This window comes from Lentibacillus saliphilus, assembly GCF_019093865.1.
GTDB lineage: Bacteria > Bacillota > Bacilli > Bacillales > Amphibacillaceae > Lentibacillus_B > Lentibacillus_B saliphilus.
This window is the reverse complement of the sequence record NZ_JABJXD010000018.1, coordinates 1-16,901: the sequence shown is the minus strand read 5'-3', so window position 1 is coordinate 16,901 and position 16,901 is coordinate 1. Positions and strand designations below refer to the sequence as shown.

General features: G+C 43.1%; 15 protein-coding genes. 8 read left to right on the top strand and 7 right to left on the bottom strand.

Annotated elements, in window-relative coordinates; translation table 11 throughout:
- Positions 1–1,461 precede the first annotated feature (1,461 nt).
- The 5 genes from HPC67_RS15485 to mreBH all read right to left on the bottom strand — a co-directional run bounded on the left by HPC67_RS15485 (position 1,462) and on the right by mreBH (position 7,559).
- Entirely contained in the window at positions 1,462–2,109 is a 648-nt protein-coding gene (locus tag HPC67_RS15485; RefSeq protein ID WP_217589800.1) for a peroxiredoxin, read from the bottom strand.
- 256 nt (positions 2,110–2,365) lie between these two features.
- Positions 2,366–3,811 carry an NAD-dependent succinate-semialdehyde dehydrogenase gene (locus HPC67_RS15480; RefSeq protein ID WP_217589799.1) on the bottom strand — a complete coding sequence of 482 codons (1,446 nt, stop codon included), beginning with the start codon at positions 3,809–3,811 and terminating at the stop codon, positions 2,366–2,368.
- A gap of 51 nt (positions 3,812–3,862) precedes the next feature.
- Positions 3,863–5,047, bottom strand: coding sequence for an acyl-CoA dehydrogenase family protein (locus tag HPC67_RS15475; protein WP_217589798.1), 1,185 nt, complete (start codon positions 5,045–5,047; stop codon positions 3,863–3,865).
- A gap of 15 nt (positions 5,048–5,062) precedes the next feature.
- The gene (locus HPC67_RS15470; RefSeq protein ID WP_217589797.1) at positions 5,063–6,226 is read right to left on the bottom strand and encodes a CaiB/BaiF CoA transferase family protein; all 1,164 of its coding nucleotides are present in this window, start codon (positions 6,224–6,226) and stop codon (positions 5,063–5,065) included.
- Between the two features lie 325 nt (positions 6,227–6,551).
- Positions 6,552–7,559, bottom strand: coding sequence for a rod-share determining protein MreBH (gene mreBH / locus HPC67_RS15465; RefSeq protein WP_217589796.1), 1,008 nt, complete (start codon positions 7,557–7,559; stop codon positions 6,552–6,554).
- A 447-nt stretch (positions 7,560–8,006) separates the two neighbouring features.
- Here mreBH and HPC67_RS15460 point away from each other — a divergent pair, with 447 nt between their 5' ends.
- The 6 genes from HPC67_RS15460 to HPC67_RS15435 all read left to right on the top strand — a co-directional run bounded on the left by HPC67_RS15460 (position 8,007) and on the right by HPC67_RS15435 (position 12,892).
- The gene (locus HPC67_RS15460) at positions 8,007–8,768 is read left to right on the top strand and encodes a lysophospholipid acyltransferase family protein (RefSeq protein ID WP_217589795.1); all 762 of its coding nucleotides are present in this window, start codon (positions 8,007–8,009) and stop codon (positions 8,766–8,768) included.
- Positions 8,769–8,942: 174 nt separating this feature from the next.
- Positions 8,943–9,938 carry a glutaminase gene (locus tag HPC67_RS15455; RefSeq protein ID WP_217589793.1) on the top strand — a complete coding sequence of 332 codons (996 nt, stop codon included), beginning with the start codon at positions 8,943–8,945 and terminating at the stop codon, positions 9,936–9,938.
- A 47-nt stretch (positions 9,939–9,985) separates the two neighbouring features.
- Positions 9,986–10,651: an SOS response-associated peptidase gene (locus HPC67_RS15450; RefSeq protein ID WP_217589791.1), complete on the top strand. Its 666-nt coding sequence runs from the start codon at positions 9,986–9,988 to the stop codon at positions 10,649–10,651.
- A 596-nt stretch (positions 10,652–11,247) separates the two neighbouring features.
- On the top strand, positions 11,248–11,718 hold the full coding sequence (locus HPC67_RS15445) for a low molecular weight protein-tyrosine-phosphatase (RefSeq protein WP_217589789.1): 471 nt from the start codon (positions 11,248–11,250) through the stop codon (positions 11,716–11,718).
- Positions 11,719–11,735: 17 nt separating this feature from the next.
- On the top strand, positions 11,736–12,038 hold the full coding sequence (locus HPC67_RS15440) for a YtxH domain-containing protein (protein WP_217589787.1): 303 nt from the start codon (positions 11,736–11,738) through the stop codon (positions 12,036–12,038).
- A 23-nt stretch (positions 12,039–12,061) separates the two neighbouring features.
- The gene (locus tag HPC67_RS15435) at positions 12,062–12,892 is read left to right on the top strand and encodes a YihY/virulence factor BrkB family protein (protein ID WP_217589785.1); all 831 of its coding nucleotides are present in this window, start codon (positions 12,062–12,064) and stop codon (positions 12,890–12,892) included.
- A gap of 77 nt (positions 12,893–12,969) precedes the next feature.
- Here HPC67_RS15435 and HPC67_RS15430 read toward each other — a convergent pair whose 3' ends face one another.
- A complete protein-coding gene (locus HPC67_RS15430; protein WP_217589783.1) occupies positions 12,970–14,913 on the bottom strand; it encodes a heavy metal translocating P-type ATPase in 1,944 nt (647 codons plus the stop codon).
- Between the two features lie 306 nt (positions 14,914–15,219).
- Here HPC67_RS15430 and HPC67_RS15425 point away from each other — a divergent pair, with 306 nt between their 5' ends.
- Together HPC67_RS15425 and HPC67_RS15420 are read left to right on the top strand one after the other, a co-directional pair.
- Complete coding sequence (locus HPC67_RS15425) at positions 15,220–15,624, top strand: OsmC family protein (RefSeq protein ID WP_246570194.1); 405 nt, start codon at positions 15,220–15,222, stop codon at positions 15,622–15,624.
- A 61-nt stretch (positions 15,625–15,685) separates the two neighbouring features.
- Positions 15,686–16,504 carry a YfkD famly protein gene (locus HPC67_RS15420; protein ID WP_217589781.1) on the top strand — a complete coding sequence of 273 codons (819 nt, stop codon included), beginning with the start codon at positions 15,686–15,688 and terminating at the stop codon, positions 16,502–16,504.
- A 180-nt stretch (positions 16,505–16,684) separates the two neighbouring features.
- Here HPC67_RS15420 and HPC67_RS15415 read toward each other — a convergent pair whose 3' ends face one another.
- Positions 16,685–16,828, bottom strand: coding sequence for a hypothetical protein (locus HPC67_RS15415; protein WP_217589779.1), 144 nt, complete (start codon positions 16,826–16,828; stop codon positions 16,685–16,687).
- Between the last annotated feature and the right edge of the window lie 73 nt (positions 16,829–16,901).

Genomic DNA, 16,901 nt, shown 5'->3' with positions numbered 1-16,901 from the left:
TGCGGCTAGGTCCGGTTATATGCGTTTCTCGTGTGTGGGATCGCTTCTCGTAGACGGTTGAGAAGGAAGTGTCCATGGTTGACGACTTCCTTCTAGCTTTTGAATGGAGTGTGTACGTGGACGCGGGCGCGGATATGCGGCTGGTTCGCGTTTTATGCGTGGGGCATGTGGCATATGCGGCACTTTTGGGATATATGCGTCAGGATTGGCTTTTATGCGCGCGCATTGTGAGATATGCGTGGGGATTGCGATATATGCGGCTAGGTCCGGTTATATGCGTTTCTCGTGTGTGGGATCGCTTCTCGTAGACGGTTGAGAAGGAAGTGTCCATGGTTGACGACTTCCTTCTAGCTTTTGAATGGAGTGTGTACGTGGACGCGGGCGCGGATATGCGGCTGGTTCGCGTTTTATGCGTGGGGCATGTGGCATATGCGGCACTTTTGGGATATATGCGTCAGGATTGGCTTTTATGCGCGCGCATTGTGAGATATGCGTGGGGATTATGATATATGCGGCTAGATCTGGTTATATGCGTTTCTCGTGCGTGTGGCCGCCTCTCGTAGACGGTTGAGAAGGAAGTGTCCATGGTTGATGACTTCCTTCTTGCTTTTGAACGGAGTGTGTACGTGGACGAGGGCGCGGATATGCGGCTGGTTCGCGCTTTATGCGTGGGGCATGTGGCATATGCGGCACTTTTGGGATATATGCGTCAGGATTGGCTTTTATGCGCGCGCATTGTGAGATATGCGTGGGGATTATGATATATGCGGCTAGATCTGGTTATATGCGTTTCTCGTGCGTGTGGCCGCCTCTCGTAGACGGTTGAGAAGGAAGTGTCCATGGTTGATGACTTCCTTCTTGCTTTTGAACGGAGTGTGTACGTGGACGAGGGCGCGGATATGCGGCTGGTTCGCGTTTTATGCGTGGGGCATGTGGCATATGCGGCACTTTTGGGATATATGCGTCAGGATTGGCTTTTATGCGCGCGCATTGTGAGATATGCGTGGGGATTATGATATATGCGGCTAGATCTGGTTATATGCGTTTCTCGTGCGTGTGGCCGCCTCTCGTAGACGGTTGAGAAGGAAGTGTCCATGGTTGATGACTTCCTTCTTGCTTTTGAACGGAGTGTGTACGTGGACGAGGGCGCGGATATGCGGCTGGTTCGCGCTTTATGCGTGGGGCATGTGGCATATGCGGCACTTTTGGGATATATGCGTCAGGATTGGCTTTTATGCGTGCGTTTTGTGAGATATGCGTGGGGATTATGATATATGCGGCTAGGTCCGGATATATGCGTCGCTGCATCTGCTCGTCCTCTATATGCGTTTCGGGCGCGTGTCCGTCTGATTCCTCCTCTTGAAAGGCGGGTGTCAGCTTTGTTCCAGTCTAGAATTATACATAACATACCAAAACCCTGGCTCGTAAGCGGTCCAGGGTTTTGTTCTTATAGGAATTAAATTAAATCTGTTTTTTACAGAAGTACCAATCTGCACATTCATAATCAGGGTTGTTGAGTCGTTCGTTAGCTTCCTCCTGAGTACGAGGTGGCTTCACGATGACTTTATCGCCAGGTACCCAGTCAGCTGGGGTTGCGATGTCATGCTCGTCTGTTGCTTGAAGGCCTTTAACGAGACGAAGGATTTCATCCATGTTACGTCCTGTGCTTAATGGGTAGTAAATAATTGCACGAACAATTTGCTTGTCATCTACAACGAAGACAGCTCTTGATGCTTCAGTGGAATTTCCTTCTGGCATGAGCATGCCGTACTTAATAGCCACTTCTTTGTTTAAATCCGCAATGATTGGAAATTCGATTGTCACGTCAAAGTTATCTTTAATATTCTTGACCCAGGCAATATGAGAATGCAAGCTATCAATACTCAAGCCAATAAGCTCTGTGTTAAGCTCTCTTAAGGCTGGATAAATTCTTTGAAATCCGATGAATTCTGTTGTACATACTGGTGTGAAATCTGATGGATGTGAAAATAAAATAAACCATTTTCCTTTATAGTCTTCATTTGAGATGACACCATGCGTTGTTTCTATTTTAAAGGCTGGTGCAGGGTCTCCGATGCGTGGTAATGATATAGGCTGTGATTGTTCCATGTAAAAATCGCTCCTTTTTTATAATGATTATTACAAGTTAATTATTACATTTAAATAGGAGGAAAGATATAGGGGATTTCCCCTATTGTTTAGAGGTGAACAATTTAAAACAGCTGCTCTATGATAACGAAATAAAAATATGAGCATTTATGTGATTCTCATTATCAATTGTGATATTAATCATCAAAAAACCTGCCGAATTAACGTGGAATTCGACAGGTGAAAAAAATAGATTGCCATATGAATCAAAGGTTTATTAGACGTCAATGCCGAGTGATACGAATTTTTTCTCTAAAAAGTCATCCATACCGTGATGCCCGCCTTCCTTACCGATACCTGATTGCTTAATACCACCGAATGGTGCTTCAGGTACAGCAGGGAAGACATCGTTGACACCGACAATACCATATTCCAACGCTTCAGATACACGAATCGTTCTGCTCGTATTCTCAGTGAAAATATAGGCAGCTAGGCCATAATCGGTTTGATTTGCTTTCTCAATAACCACGTCCTCGTCAGTAAATGTCTGAAGTGGCATAATGGGGCCGAACGTTTCTTCAATCATGATGCGCATGTGGTCTGAGACATTCGCAAGAACAGTGGGCGAGATGAAATGACCATGCTCGCTTTCATCGAGGCTACCACCACAGACGACGGTGGCCCCTTTTTCAATGGCATCACCTAAGTGTGACTGGACTTTTTCTACTGCTTGAGCGTTAATCAGTGGTCCTAGATCTGTTTCTTCATCAAGACCATTGCCAACTTTGAGGGCTTCCACTTTTTCCTTAAGCTTTGCTTGGAAATCTTCAGCAACGGCTTCGTGGACAAAGACGCGATTGGCGCAAATGCACGTTTGCCCATTATTTCTGAACTTGCTCGCTAGACTCAAGCTAACCGCTTTATCAATATCCGCATCGTCAAACACAATGATTGGTGCGTGGCCGCCGAGCTCGAGAGACAGCTTTTTAATATGCTCGGCACTTTCGCGCATCAAGTATTTTCCGACGTTCGTCGAGCCTGTAAATGTGATGTGTCGCACAGTCTTATTCGTGAGCATTTCCTTACCAATGGCTTCGGCGTCTCCGGTTACGAGATTAACGACGCCAGGCGGCATCCCAGCTTGTTCAAAAATTTTAACGATCTCAACTGCGGACAAGGGTGTCTCCGGCGCTGGTTTTAGGACGACTGTGCATCCTGCAGCGAGCGCTGGCCCGAGCTTGCGTGTAATCATTGACGATGGGAAATTCCACGGTGTGATCGCTCCGACAACACCGACCGGCTGCGGAATAACGAGCATGCGCTTGGAACGAACGGAAGATGGAATCCATTCGCCATATGCTCGGCTCGCTTCCTCTGCATACCAGAGGAGAAAGGCTGCTGCCCCTTTCACTTCACCAATCGCTTCTTTAAGTGGTTTTCCTTGTTCCATCGTCAAGATGGTGCCGAGTCGCTCAGCATCAGCAAGCATGAGCTCATGAGCCTTGTATAAAATTTTTGACCGTTTACGACCTGATAATTTCCCCCAGCTTTGGAAGGCTTGATCCGCAGCTTTAATTGCTTGCTTCGTTTCTTCTGCGCCACCATGGGCAACACTCGTAAGTGCTTCGAGTGTCGCCGGATTGGAAATCAAATCGCTTTTTTCAGGATCAACATCAAGCCACTGACCATTGATATAGATACTCTTCGTTATTGAGTTGATCAATTGGAATCACTCCTTTGTAAAGTAAATTGGTAAGAGAAGAATCTGTTATTCCTACGCCCATGCTGGTAGCATCTTATTTAACACTTTATCTTCACGGTATCCGAGTGTGTATTCGGCTTGCATAACCGTATGGATTTCTCGCGTGCCTTCATAAATGACGGGCGCTTTTGAATTTCGTAAGTAACGCTCAACAGGGTATTCATCGGAATAGCCGTATGCTCCATGAATTTGGACGGCATCATCTGCAGCTTTATTGGCAAAGTCACATGCTTGCCACTTGGCTAAGGATGTTTCGCGTGTATTGCGCTTGCCTTGATTTTTCAATTCTCCAGCGCGATAGACGAGGAGGCGACTCATTTGAAGGCCGGCTTCCATGTTGGCGATCATTTGCTGGACGAGCTGGTGCTTGCCAATCGGTTTTCCGAACGTTTCGCGCTCATGACAGTAATTGACACTTGCTTCAAGACAGGCCATGATTTGCCCGACAGCACCTGCTGCAACAGTAAACCGGCCGTTATCGAGTGCTGACATCGCAATTTTAAAGCCTTCTCCTTCTTTTCCAAGGAGGTTTTCGGCTGGAACTTTTACATCATCAAAAAACAGCTCGCCTGTGTTGCCAGCTCGAATGCCAAGCTTTCCTTTGGTCGCTTTGGAAGAAAAACCTGTCATCGTTCGTTCAACAATAAAGGCTGAAATGCCGTGATGTCGTTTTGCTTTGTCTGTATAGGCAAACACAAGAAAATGATCGGCTGTATCACAAAGTGAGATCCAATTTTTCTGGCCATTTATAATATAATGGTCACCTTTTTTAACCGCTGTTGTTTGTATAGAAGCGACGTCAGATCCAGCAGCGGGTTCGGTTAAGCCGAAAGCACCGATTTTGTCGCCTTTTGCCTGAGGGACGAGATAGTTTTTCTTCTGCTCTTCTGTTCCCCATTGCAGCAGTGTCATACTATTTAAGCCTGTATGAACAGATACGGCTGTACGAAATGCCGTGTCGCCACGTTCGAGCTCCTCACACACAATAGCGAGTGCATTGTAGTCCATGCCACTGCCACCGTATCGTTCTGGAATGCAAACGCCCATTAAACCAAGATTGGCTAGTTTTTCAATGACCGTGGGATCAAATTGTCCTTCGCGGTCCCACTTCGCAATATGTGGCATAATTTCTTGATCAACAAATTGTCGGACGGTATGTCTGAGCATCTTCTGTTCCTCTGAAAAATCGAAATTCATCTCTATCAACTCTCCCTATGAGTAATCTGTTTCTGATTGATTTTCTTTTTTTGAAATTAAGTCATTATGCTCTCCTGGCTCTGGCGGATGATGTCTGTACGTAACAGGAGTGCGGGATAGCTTTAAAGGGCTGCCTATCATAGATATGCGACCAGCTACCGGATGATGCTGTTCAATAAACATCTCTCGTGCTTTTAATTGCGGATCCTGTGTCACCTCCGCTAAATTTTGAATCGGGCCGCATGGGATGTTCTGATCCCGGCAAAGTTTTTCCCAATAGGCGGTCGGTTTTGTCGCGAATATGTCTTGAAGTTGAGACGTTAGCTCTGTACGATGCTTGACTCGAGCCGGATTGGTACGATAGCGCTCATCTTCAGCCATATCCAGCCTCTCAATGACGGTACACAACGCCTTAAACTGCCCATCATTACCAACAGCAATGACCATTTCTCCATCTTGGGTGTCAAATGTTTGGTATGGGACGATGTTGGCGTGCTGATTTCCAAGTGGTTTTGGAATGCGTCCTGACATTAAATGGTTGCTGCCAATGTTGACGAGTGCGCTAACGGCCGAATCATAGAGTGATAGGTCAAGCTTTTGTCCTGTGCCTGATTGTGTACGTTCGATTAATGCGGCTTGAATACCGATACACGCATACAAACCGGTTAAAATATCGGCAATGGCGACCCCCATTTTTTGTGGGCCTGATTGCTCATCCCCGGTAATACTCATGAATCCACTCATGGCTTGAATGATATAATCATATCCAGGTAAGTCCTTTTTTGGTCCTGTTTCCCCGAAGCCGGTAATCGTACAGTCAATTAATTTGGGGTTAATCTCTTTTAAACGGTCATACCCTAATCCAAATCGTGTCATTGCGCCTGATTTAAAATTGTTGATGATGACGTCACTCTCAGCAGCAAGTGCTTTGATCGTCTCAATACCGTCTTGTGTTTTTAAATTGACGGTAATGCTGCGCTTGTTCCGGTTTGCACAGAGATAATAGGCACTGACATCGTTTTGAAAGGGAGGCCCCCACTTGCGTGTATCATCACTACCACCAGGTGCTTCTACTTTAATGACGTCTGCGCCTAGGTCTCCTAGTATCATCGTACAGTAGGGCCCTGCTAGCACACGAGATAAATCTAATATCTTGATGCCTTCTAATGGACCGGACACGGTATACACCTCTCTTCTGATCAAAAGTTTCAACACAAAAAAACCACTCCAAAGAGGCGGCAGTCTGTGCTACGCGTCACTTTGAACTGGCTTTGGTTTGCTGGAGCAGATCTGGAATGGATCTGTGAGCAAAATAGGCAGTTAAACAATGCAATATTTTATTGAAAACGATTACATATAAAAGTATAACTTAAAGTTGAAGTGTTGTAAACAATTTGACAATCATATGGGTGTTTGACAGGGAATGCTCAAACAGACCCTGTCAGCCCACATTTTTAACCGGTTCATATAAAATTATGTCACATGCTTACCTATTGGTGCTTTATTATGTCGCTGCTTTTTCAAGCTTAGTAATCATTTTTAATGCACGACCTGTACCGATCGCAACAGCTTCAAGTGGGTTTGGTGCTAAATGAACAGGAACATGTAGCTCTTGCATTAGCCATTCCTGTATACCGTTCAATAAAGCGCCACCGCCTGCAAGGACAATACCACGGTCAACAATGTCACCGCTCAGTTCAGGTGGACAGTTTTCTAGAGTCGAATGGATTGTTTCTAAAATTTTATCCAATGATTCACGGAGTGCCGTATGAATTTCACCTGAAGTTACTGTAATGGTTTTTGGTAAGCCAGTTACGAGATCGCGTCCGCGGACTTCCATCGTTAATTCTTTATGGTTAGGGTGTGCGTAGCCGATTTCGAGCTTAATATTTTCAGCGGTTCTTTCACCAATTAATATGTTATATGTTTTACGGATATGATTTATAATTTCTTCATCCATTTTGTCTCCACCTGTTCGGACAGCCTGACATGATACGACACCACCGAACGAAATGATGCCGACTTCAGATGTGCCTCCACCGATGTCGACGATAACATTGGCAATCGGCTCTTCAACCGGTAGGTCAGCACCGATCGCAGCGGCGATTGGCTCCTCAATTAAGTGAACTTGCTTGGCACCATAGCTCGTAACAGCATTATGAATTGCCCGACGTTCTACAGTCGTACTGCCGGATGGCGTACAGACGACAACGGTTGGTTTACGCATCGATAAGCCTGCTTTTTTGCTTACTTTTTTCAAGAACACTTTTAGCATTTGGGCGGTGACGTCATAATCAGCGATGACACCATCCTTTAAAGGTCTGATAGCTACGATATTTTGTGGTGTTTTACCGACCATTTGCTTAGCTTCATCACCGACAGCGATGACTTTTTTGGAGTTGACATCTATAGCAACAATTGATGGCTCGTTTAAAACGATGCCCTTCGTTTTTGTGTAAATTAATATATTGGCAGTCCCAAGGTCGATGCCAATTTCTGCATTAGAAAACATGATTAAATTCCTCCATTGAAACATTTTGTCTTAACTGGTTGGCAGAAGTGTATTTGTAAACGTATGATAAGTCGTCTGTTTATAATGTGGCTAGATTTGTGTGCGTTATTAACTACAAAGAGCGCAATAATTTACCGTAAAGGACCTGCGCTTCTAAACACTAAATAATCATGCCGACTTATAGAACGTAACGACATGATGCTTCCGCTTCTAGACTATTATATACTATTTTTCCCTAAAATAGCGTATATTATTGGTTGGAATCAAGTAACATTTTCATTACAAAATGTCGATTTCTGTAATATACTAGGATTATTAACGTGTCTTTTAGCAGTCTGCACGATTTTAGTGGTATATTGTTCTTTCGTTGATAAACATTACCATATGCAATGATGTTCATATCGGTGTAAGTGCAAATGTTTAGTTCAGTGTTCAGGAGGAGAGTTTATGTTTTTTAGTATTCGAATTTACTTATATGTAATAGCGCTCGTTGCTGGTAGTTGGTTCAAATTAAAAAAAGCGCAATCGTTGTTTAAACAAGCGCCAGAAGATCATACGGAGTTTATTTTTCAAACGCCAAAAACTGTTTCAAGAAAGGTCATTCATAAAATCGGTACGCCTGTACATGTGCATGGTGCCGAGCGTGTGCCAGAAGGACCGGTATTGTATGTTGCCAATCATCAGGGCATCTTTGATATTGTGACCTTTTTAGGGTTTCTCGGCCGTCCAGTCGGCTTTATTGCGAAAAAGGAAATACAAAAGCTGCCGATTATTAGTAAGTGGATGGAATTGATTCATTGTGTGTTTATGGATCGAACGGATCGGCGACAATCTGTTAAAGCGATACAACAAGGAATTCAACACTTGAAAAATGGTCATTCAATGGTTATTTTTCCAGAAGGTACGAGAAGCAAGACGAATGAATTAAATGAATTTAAACCGGGCAGTCTTCGTCTCGCGCTTAAAGCTGATGTGCCGATCGTTCCGGTTGCGATCGATGGGACGTATGAAATGCTCGAAGCGAAAAATGGACATATACAGCCGTCCACTGTTCATATACATTTACACGATGCGATTATGCCAGAAGCTTATCACCAGTTAAAGACGAATCAACTCGCAGAAATGATACAAGCTAACATTGAACAGACATTAAAGCAATATGAGGGAAAAACAGAAGAAACGGACGCTGAAGTCCAAGTGAATCATTAAAAAAGGAGCTGTTCTCAGGCAATAAGGGAGCAGCTCTTTGTTCGCACATGGGATATGTGATACGCTCATAAAGTAAACCGTTTACAATGGCGGGTTTCTTGTGAACTACACAGAAGAGCCCAGTCATCATAATATGAAGACAAAGGATGATATATTCAACAGTGAGGTGATGAGATGGTCCAAGGGATTGCAAATTGGAGCACAGAACAAAGTAGAGAGTGGCTGCAAAGCTATGTAGATGATTGGGTTGCATTTTACCGAAAGCATACGGGCGATGGTAAGGTGGCAACGTACATACCAGAGCTTGCCAAGGCAAATCCTGATGCGCTCGGGATTACGATTATCGGTAAAAATGGTCTGACGGTTCGTTCAGGAGAAGTTGATGAGCCATTTACAATTCAAAGTATATCGAAAGTGCTTAGCTTTATTGTTGCCTGCATGGAGCGTGGTGTTGCCTACATGCTGGATCGCGTTGATGTAGAACCGACTGGAGAGGCGTTCAACTCGATTATGCATTTGGAAATGAAGCAGGTCAAAAAGCCACTCAATCCTTTTGTGAATGCTGGAGCCATTACAGTAACATCCACTTTGAATGGCCGAACATCGGATGAAAAAATAGAGCCGATTTTTGCCTTGCTAGAAAAAATAATTGGCTATCGGCCATCACTTGATATAGATGTATATGAGTCAGAACGAGATTCGTCAATGCGAAACAGAGCGATTGGCTATTATTTGCTTGAAACAGGGTATCTCGAATCGGACATGAACACAACGTTAGAAACCTATTTTAAACAATGCTCAATTAAGGTTACCGTTGACGATCTTGCACGTATTGGCTTGATCCTTGCAAATGATGGCGAGGATATTGACACGTTTGAGGAAATTATCCCAAGACCAATCGCTCGAATTGCGAAAGCACTCATGCTGACATGTGGCATGTATGATGCATCGGGGAAATTTGCAACCTATGTCGGTATTCCGGCAAAAAGTGGTGTGTCCGGTGGTATTATTGGTGCCGTACCTCCTCGTGTTCGTGAGGAAGTATTACCTTTTATGGAGGGATGCGGTATCGGCGTTTACGGGCCAGCACTTGATGATAACGGGAATAGTGTATCGGGCATTCGGTTGTTGCGCCACGTTGCGAGTCAGTGGGATCTGAGTATATTTTAACGTGATCAGCATACTTTGAAATAGGTTCGTAAAGGGAGGGTGGTTAGATGTGTGGTCGTTATACATTGCTTGCTGAGCATGATGATATTGTACGTGCATTCGGTTTGTCTGGTGATATTGAACTTTATGAACCGAGCTATAATGTCGCACCAGGTCAAGGTGTACTTGCGCTAATTCATGATGGAAGAGAAAAAAGAGCAGGGTATATGTGCTGGGGCCTCGTACCTTCATGGGCAAAGGATCCGAAAATTGGATATAAGATGATCAATGCGAGAAGTGAGACTGCTCATGAAAAACCGAGCTTTAAAACGTTAATGGCCCGTAAGCGGTGTTTGATTATCGCCGATAGCTTTTATGAATGGCAAAAGACGGACACTGGAAAGCAGCCAAAACGGATTCAATTAGAGGACCGTCCGTTATTTGCATTTGCTGGATTATGGGATAAGTGGGAAACAGATGATGAAACGATGTTCACGTGTACGATATTAACACGAGATGCCAATGTGTTTATGCGCGATATCCATCATAGAATGCCGATTATTTTACCGAAAGATAAAGAAGAAGAATGGATTGCCCCAACAGTCTATGATCCTGCTCATGCACATGCATGGTTAAATGAGATTGAGGTTGAGAAATTGCATGCTCATAATGTCGGCACGTATGTGAATTCAGCCAAGCATAATGACCCTGAGTGTATCGTACCGCTGACGTAGTGGTGGAGACAAGGGGTGGTCCATGTGGGCCGAGGGATGTGCGGCTTATTCGGGATTTATGCGTCAGATTGAGCGTGTATGCGGCTCATTTGTGGTATATGCGTGTCGTTTGTGATTTATGCGTCAGGGCCGAGGTTTATGCGTCTCGTTTGTGATATATGCGTCAGGGGCGGGGTTTATGCGTGTCGTTTGTGATATATGCGTCAGGGGCGGGGTTTATGCGTCTCATTTGTGATATATGCGTCAGGACCGAGGTTTATGCGTCTCATTTGACATATATGCGTAAGGACCAAGGGTGTGCGTGTCGTTTGTGAAATGTACGTCGGGACCGTGGATATGCGGCTCAATTGTCATATATGCGTCAGCACCTCGGCATATGCGTGTTATTTAGGATTTATGCGGCTGAAATTAATTTTATGCGTTTTAAAAGTATGCTGTCGCTGGTTTTAAAACGTGTTGTTTGATTTAAGCTATGATCATCTTAGTTAACGAGCATTTTCATTAAACATCGTCCATGTAATGCGTTATGATTGGATAATACTGGATAACACGCTTATAATTTATATAAGATCGGTACATAGAGGAGTGGTTCGAAGGTGATTCGTATTCTATTCGTCTGTTTAGGTAACATTTGTCGGTCGCCCATGGCGGAATCGGTATGCCGAGATGTTTTAGCTAAAGAAGGGCTTGCTGAACAGGTGGTGGTTGACTCGGCTGGGACGGGTGACTGGCACATTGGAGAGTCACCACACAAAGGAACTCGGCACATTCTTGATCAGCATAATATGAGCTATGAAGGTATGCAGGCTCGTGTATTTGCGGAATCAGATTGGGAACAATTTGATTATGTGATCGCAATGGATGCGAAGAATATAGCTGATTTGGAGCAATTACGTTCTGCACTTCAAAACGTCTTCGTAGCGAGACTAATGGATTTCGTAAAAACGCCAAAAAAGCATGACATACCAGATCCATACTTCACCGGTGATTTTAATGAAACGTTTGAACTCATTCATGAAGGCTGTACTGGACTCATTAGGCATATTAAAGATAAACATGACTTATAATGTAAAGGAGCATGATTATGGGAAAAAATAAGTTTTGGACAAGTGTCGCGATCGGAGCAATTGTTGGAGGTCTTGTCGCCTTGGTTGATCGAGATACACGGCATTATGCTGCCAACAAGCTGTCAGATTTGAAAACTGGCACATCGTATTGTATTACGCATCCGTCTGATACGGTTCGCCGCCTGCGCATGACTGTTGGGCACTACAACGATGCCTTCATGGCAAATGCCGATCAGGCAATTAATGCACTTGAACAGGTTGAGGATACGATTGATAAATTTCAATCAAAAAGAGACAACTTTATTGAAGTGACGGAATAATGGGTACGGAGGGATAACTGGTTATGGACGCAATCAAGTATTTTTTCAAGGCATTGTATGTCAGGGCATTTGAAGAAGATATATTTGGACTATCTGCCCAGCTGGCTTACTTCTTCCTTTTATCCCTTTTTCCATTCTTATTGTTTACATTGACCTTTGTCGGTTATTTGCCAATTGAGGTCGGTAACATAATGGACTATATTGAGACCTATGCACCGTCGAGTATTAATGAACTTATAAACTCTAATATTGATCATATTGTAAATAACCAAAACGGTGGATTATTATCTTTGAGTATTATCGCTACGTTATGGGCGGCTTCAAATGGTATTAATGCGATTATCCGAGTGTTTAACCGTGCGTATGAGGTAGAGGAAAATAGATCATTTATTGTGTCCCGTTTTATTGCGATTGTTCTGACGTTGGCCATGATCGTTGTCATCATTATCGCGCTTTTACTACCTGTTTTCGGGAAAATGATTGGTGAGTATATCTTTGCGTTTTTCGGGATGTCTGATCGGTTTATTACGACTTGGGGTACGTTAAGGTGGGTGATGTCGTCGATTGTGTTTTTCGTTGTGTTTTTGGCGTTATACCGACTGGCCCCTAATAAAAAAATCTATACAAAAAACGTTATTTGGGGTGCTTTGTTTGCGACGATTAGCTGGCAGGCAGTGTCACTCATGTTCTCGCATTATGTCAGCTCGATTAGCAATTACTCTGCCACGTACGGTAGTCTCGGAACAGTGATTGCTCTAATGATTTGGTTTTATATCTCTGGCTTTATCATTATGATTGGTGGGATTATTAACGCCGTTATTCGCAAAATGAAGCTGGAAAAGGTGATCACTTAGATGGGGTATACATTTGGGAAATAAAAAGATGCCGATTAGATCTAGAGATATGTCGGCATCTTTTTTTATTTATACGATCAACCTTTTAACAGTCTTAGTCCGTTTAAGATGACTAGGATTGTGCTGCCTTCGTGTCCTATTACACCGAGTGGTAGGTCAATGATTTGCATAAAGTTTGTTGCGATGAGCATGAGTATAACGGCTAGAGAGAAATAGACGTTTTGTTTTACGACTTTGTTCATACGTGCGGACAAGCCAATGGCATTGGTGATTTTTGATAAGTCATTTTTCATGAGGACGACATCGGCTGTTTCGAGTGCGACATCGGTTCCTTCTCCCATTGATATGCCGACATTCGCTGTTGCCAGCGCTGGTGCGTCATTGATGCCGTCTCCGACCATTGCGACATTGTTATACGTTTCTCGCAGATTTTTCACATGGGTAACTTTATCTTCAGGCAGGCATTCGGCGATGTACGTGTCGATGCCTGTTTCTTGTGCAATTACTTCTGCCGTTTTGGAATTGTCGCCTGTCAGCATAATGGTGTGTACGCCTTTTTGCTTTAATTTTGCAATGGCCCGCTTCGTATCTTCCCGGACCGTATCTTTTAAGGCGAACAAAGCGACGAGTGTGTCATTTCTTTTAGCAAAAACGAGTGTTTTCCCTTGGGCTGCCAACTTTTCTGCTTCACCTGCATTGAACGCGTCCGCTTCAGCTTTTCCGACAAGAGATGTGTTCCCAATCTGCCAAATATCCCCATGGACTTTAGCTGACACACCACTACCACTATGTGTCGTCATGTCTTCAACAGTTACATCCGTTAAGTCCTGATCCGCTTCATCCGTGGCGTAAGATGTAATAGCTTGAGCTAATGGATGTGTCGATTCTTTTTCAATGGCACCTATAATGTTAAGTATTTCTGAACGGTTAACATTAGAACCTAGCGATGCATCGGTGACGACTGGCTTACCATTCGTTAATGTTCCTGTTTTATCAAACGCAATGGCTTTGACATGACTTAGATTTTCTAAATGAACGCCACCTTTAAAAAGAACCCCTTGTCTTGCACTATTAGATATTGCAGACAAAGTTGCCGGCATGATCGATGCGACCAATGCACACGGTGAGGCGACAACGAGTAAAATCATTGCGCGATAAATGCTGTCAGATAGACTCCAGCCAAAAGCAAAATAAGGTAAAAACATCATAATTGCGACGACGGCGAGAACAATTTTTACATAAAGACCTTCAAAGCGTTCAATAAAAAGCTGAGAAGGTGACTTTTCATCTTGAGCAGATTGAACGAGCTGAATAATTTTTTGGAAAAGTGTTTCGTCAGATGTTTTTGTTACTTTAACCGTAATTGAACCATCTAGTGCGACGGTACCGGCTAAAACGTCTTCATGCATTTCTCTTCGGACAGGCAATGATTCCCCTGTAATTGCACTTTCATCAATCGCTGTTGCACCTTTAATGATTTGTCCATCCGCTGGAATACGTTCACTTGCTTTGACAAAAATAAGGTCACCAATTGCGAGTTCAGAGACAGGTACTGTTTTTTCCCCATTTGGAAGTAGTAAAAGTGCTTCTTCAGGCTGTAAATTAATTAACGCTGAAATTTCTTTATTACTTTTATTCATCGTATATGTTTCAAGTGCACCAGATAGTGAGAAAATAAAAATCAAGATGGCGCCTTCTGTCCAATATCCGATGATGGCTGAGCCGATCGCAGCTAAAAACATAAGAAGCTCAACATTTAAATCTTTTTCTTTGATGGTTTCGGTGATGCCTTCCTTTGCTTTCGCATAGCCCCCGATGATAAAGGCAGCAAGATGTAGAACCACCCATAAAGATTCTGATAGATAGCTTTCTAATGACCAAGTGGCGAGAATAATGACACCACTCAATAGCGCCGCGATTAACTCGCGATGAACGTATATGTTATGAAACAACTTCTTTCCTTTTTGTGTCGATTCAGGAGGGGTGTCCAGTGATGTCTGTTCGTTAGCTCCTATTTCCATTTTCAATTGCCTCCTCTAATTGAGAATAATAATCAGTGTAATTGAGAATGCAAATCACTTTCGATTAGCATTAAAACCCTATTATTACAGTGTTTAATCTCTTTTTATAATTATTATAAACTAATATATGATTCATTTTAACACGTTAAAAATTAAAGTCAATAGTTTAGAAAGCAAAGAAGAAAAAATGATAAAACGGTCACTTTTTATCAGCGTATGTAAAGTGGTTTTATGGATAAGCCTAAATGATGCAAATGCGAATATGACATAGTATGATAAGAGAAAAGATTTGAGGAGTGTGTGATCATGGCTGATAATAAAATAACGTTAATGATGAAGGATCAAGGTGTGCGAACAACATTGGATTATGGTGTGCTAGATATATCAGGAGATGAAACGTATGGTTATCGCCCGTTTCAATTACTTGTGTCTGCTATTGCGGCATGTAGCGGATCTGTGTTCCGTAAAATTCTTGAAAAACAACGAACTGAAATTGCAGATATGACCATTACCGCAGAAGTGGAACGTAATCCAGAAGAAGCAAATCGGATTGAAAAGATTAGTCTTGAATTTATAGTAAAGGGATATCGCTTAGATCCAGCGAAACTATATAAAAATCTTGAGCTTGCTCGAAAAAATTGCTCCATGGTACGGTCGGTTGAAGATAGTATTAAAATTGAAGAGCGCCTTGACATTATCGAGCTGAGCTAATCTTATTGTATAAAAATCATGTGTCGGAAAAAGCTATAGAAAAACGAAAGGGTTGTGGCACATGATCAAACGAAAGCATATTGGTGTTCTTTTCGTCGTTTTTGGTCTACTATTTACCTTACCTTTAACGGGTTTAGCTAAAGAAGATGAACAGAAGGAAGAAAAAGAAGAAGATCAGGATGACTATTCCGTTCCTAATCACGTTTTAAATATTGGCAAGGAAAATACGTACCCAAATGCTGGGGAAGATCAAGAAGTAGTTGAACCAAGTGATTTTACTAAAGCACTTTTTGAAGATGTTGATATTCCAATTGATAATCCTGAGCTCATTAAGGTTCTCAATGAATCGAACATCAACCCATCACCAATCGGCTTCGGCTATCGCGGCATGGTGTATATCGGTCGCTGGCCGTTAAACTACGAATCCGATGATACGACGATTAATTGGGAATTCCAGCACATCAACACAAATGAGCTGAATAACCTTGGTGGAGATAGACCCCAAGAGATGAATTACAACCAAGAAGAGCAAAAAGAAATTAAGGGCGCATTAACGAGTAAAATATCTGCTCCAGAAGATGTGAAGAAAATGATGCTACTAAAAGCAGCGGAAAAAACAAAATTACCACTGGCCTACAACACCATCATTGGAAAAAACACTAAAAAAGGAAATGCCTATAACGTTCCAGTGAAAAAATACGGCTATCTCAGAGCACATGCCCCCGCTGTTAGCGAAAAGGGACAAGTCACATTTGGCGAAGTGTATTTCGAATTGAAAGGCACAAAAAAATCACTCGTTATTAAAAATGTTACAAAACAAGGCATCGGCGCTTGGATTCCGATTGAAGAACATCTATCATTTTCGTTTCAGCTTAAATAAGACAGATACGACGAAGCGGAAAGGGACGATTTTAGACAATCGTCTCTTTTCGTATTGGCCTGTGTAATGTTTGATAAACTTCTTTTTGACACATGCGGCTGAACGCACCCGAAAACGCATATATTCGGATCTAGCCGCATATATCGTAATCTCCACGCATATCTCACAAAGCAGACGCATCTACGCCAGCCATGCCGCATATATCCCCAAAACGCCGCATACGCCACATTTCCCACGCATAAAACGCGCCCCAGCCGCATATCCATCAGCACCTACATGCACACGCCATTCAAAATCCAGAAGGAAGTCATCAACCATGGCCACTTCCTTCTCCCCATTTATGAGGGGCGATCACGCGCACGGAAAACGCATATATCCGGATCTAGCCGCATATATC

Bases quoted from the DNA above. Each gene is read 5' to 3' on its own strand.
- HPC67_RS15485 (WP_217589800.1), bottom strand. From the start codon at position 2,109: ATGGAACAATCACAGCCTATATCATTACCACGCATCGGAGACCCTGCA.
- HPC67_RS15475 (WP_217589798.1), bottom strand. From the start codon at position 5,047: ATGAATTTCGATTTTTCAGAGGAACAGAAGATGCTCAGACATACCGTC.
- mreBH (WP_217589796.1), bottom strand. From the start codon at position 7,559: ATGTTTTCTAATGCAGAAATTGGCATCGACCTTGGGACTGCCAATATA.
- HPC67_RS15460 (WP_217589795.1), top strand. From the start codon at position 8,007: ATGTTTTTTAGTATTCGAATTTACTTATATGTAATAGCGCTCGTTGCT.
- HPC67_RS15455 (WP_217589793.1), top strand. From the start codon at position 8,943: ATGGTCCAAGGGATTGCAAATTGGAGCACAGAACAAAGTAGAGAGTGG.
- HPC67_RS15450 (WP_217589791.1), top strand. From the start codon at position 9,986: ATGTGTGGTCGTTATACATTGCTTGCTGAGCATGATGATATTGTACGT.
- HPC67_RS15440 (WP_217589787.1), top strand. From the start codon at position 11,736: ATGGGAAAAAATAAGTTTTGGACAAGTGTCGCGATCGGAGCAATTGTT.
- HPC67_RS15435 (WP_217589785.1), top strand. From the start codon at position 12,062: ATGGACGCAATCAAGTATTTTTTCAAGGCATTGTATGTCAGGGCATTT.
- HPC67_RS15430 (WP_217589783.1), bottom strand. From the start codon at position 14,913: ATGGAAATAGGAGCTAACGAACAGACATCACTGGACACCCCTCCTGAA.
- HPC67_RS15425 (WP_246570194.1), top strand. From the start codon at position 15,220: ATGGCTGATAATAAAATAACGTTAATGATGAAGGATCAAGGTGTGCGA.
- HPC67_RS15420 (WP_217589781.1), top strand. From the start codon at position 15,686: ATGATCAAACGAAAGCATATTGGTGTTCTTTTCGTCGTTTTTGGTCTA.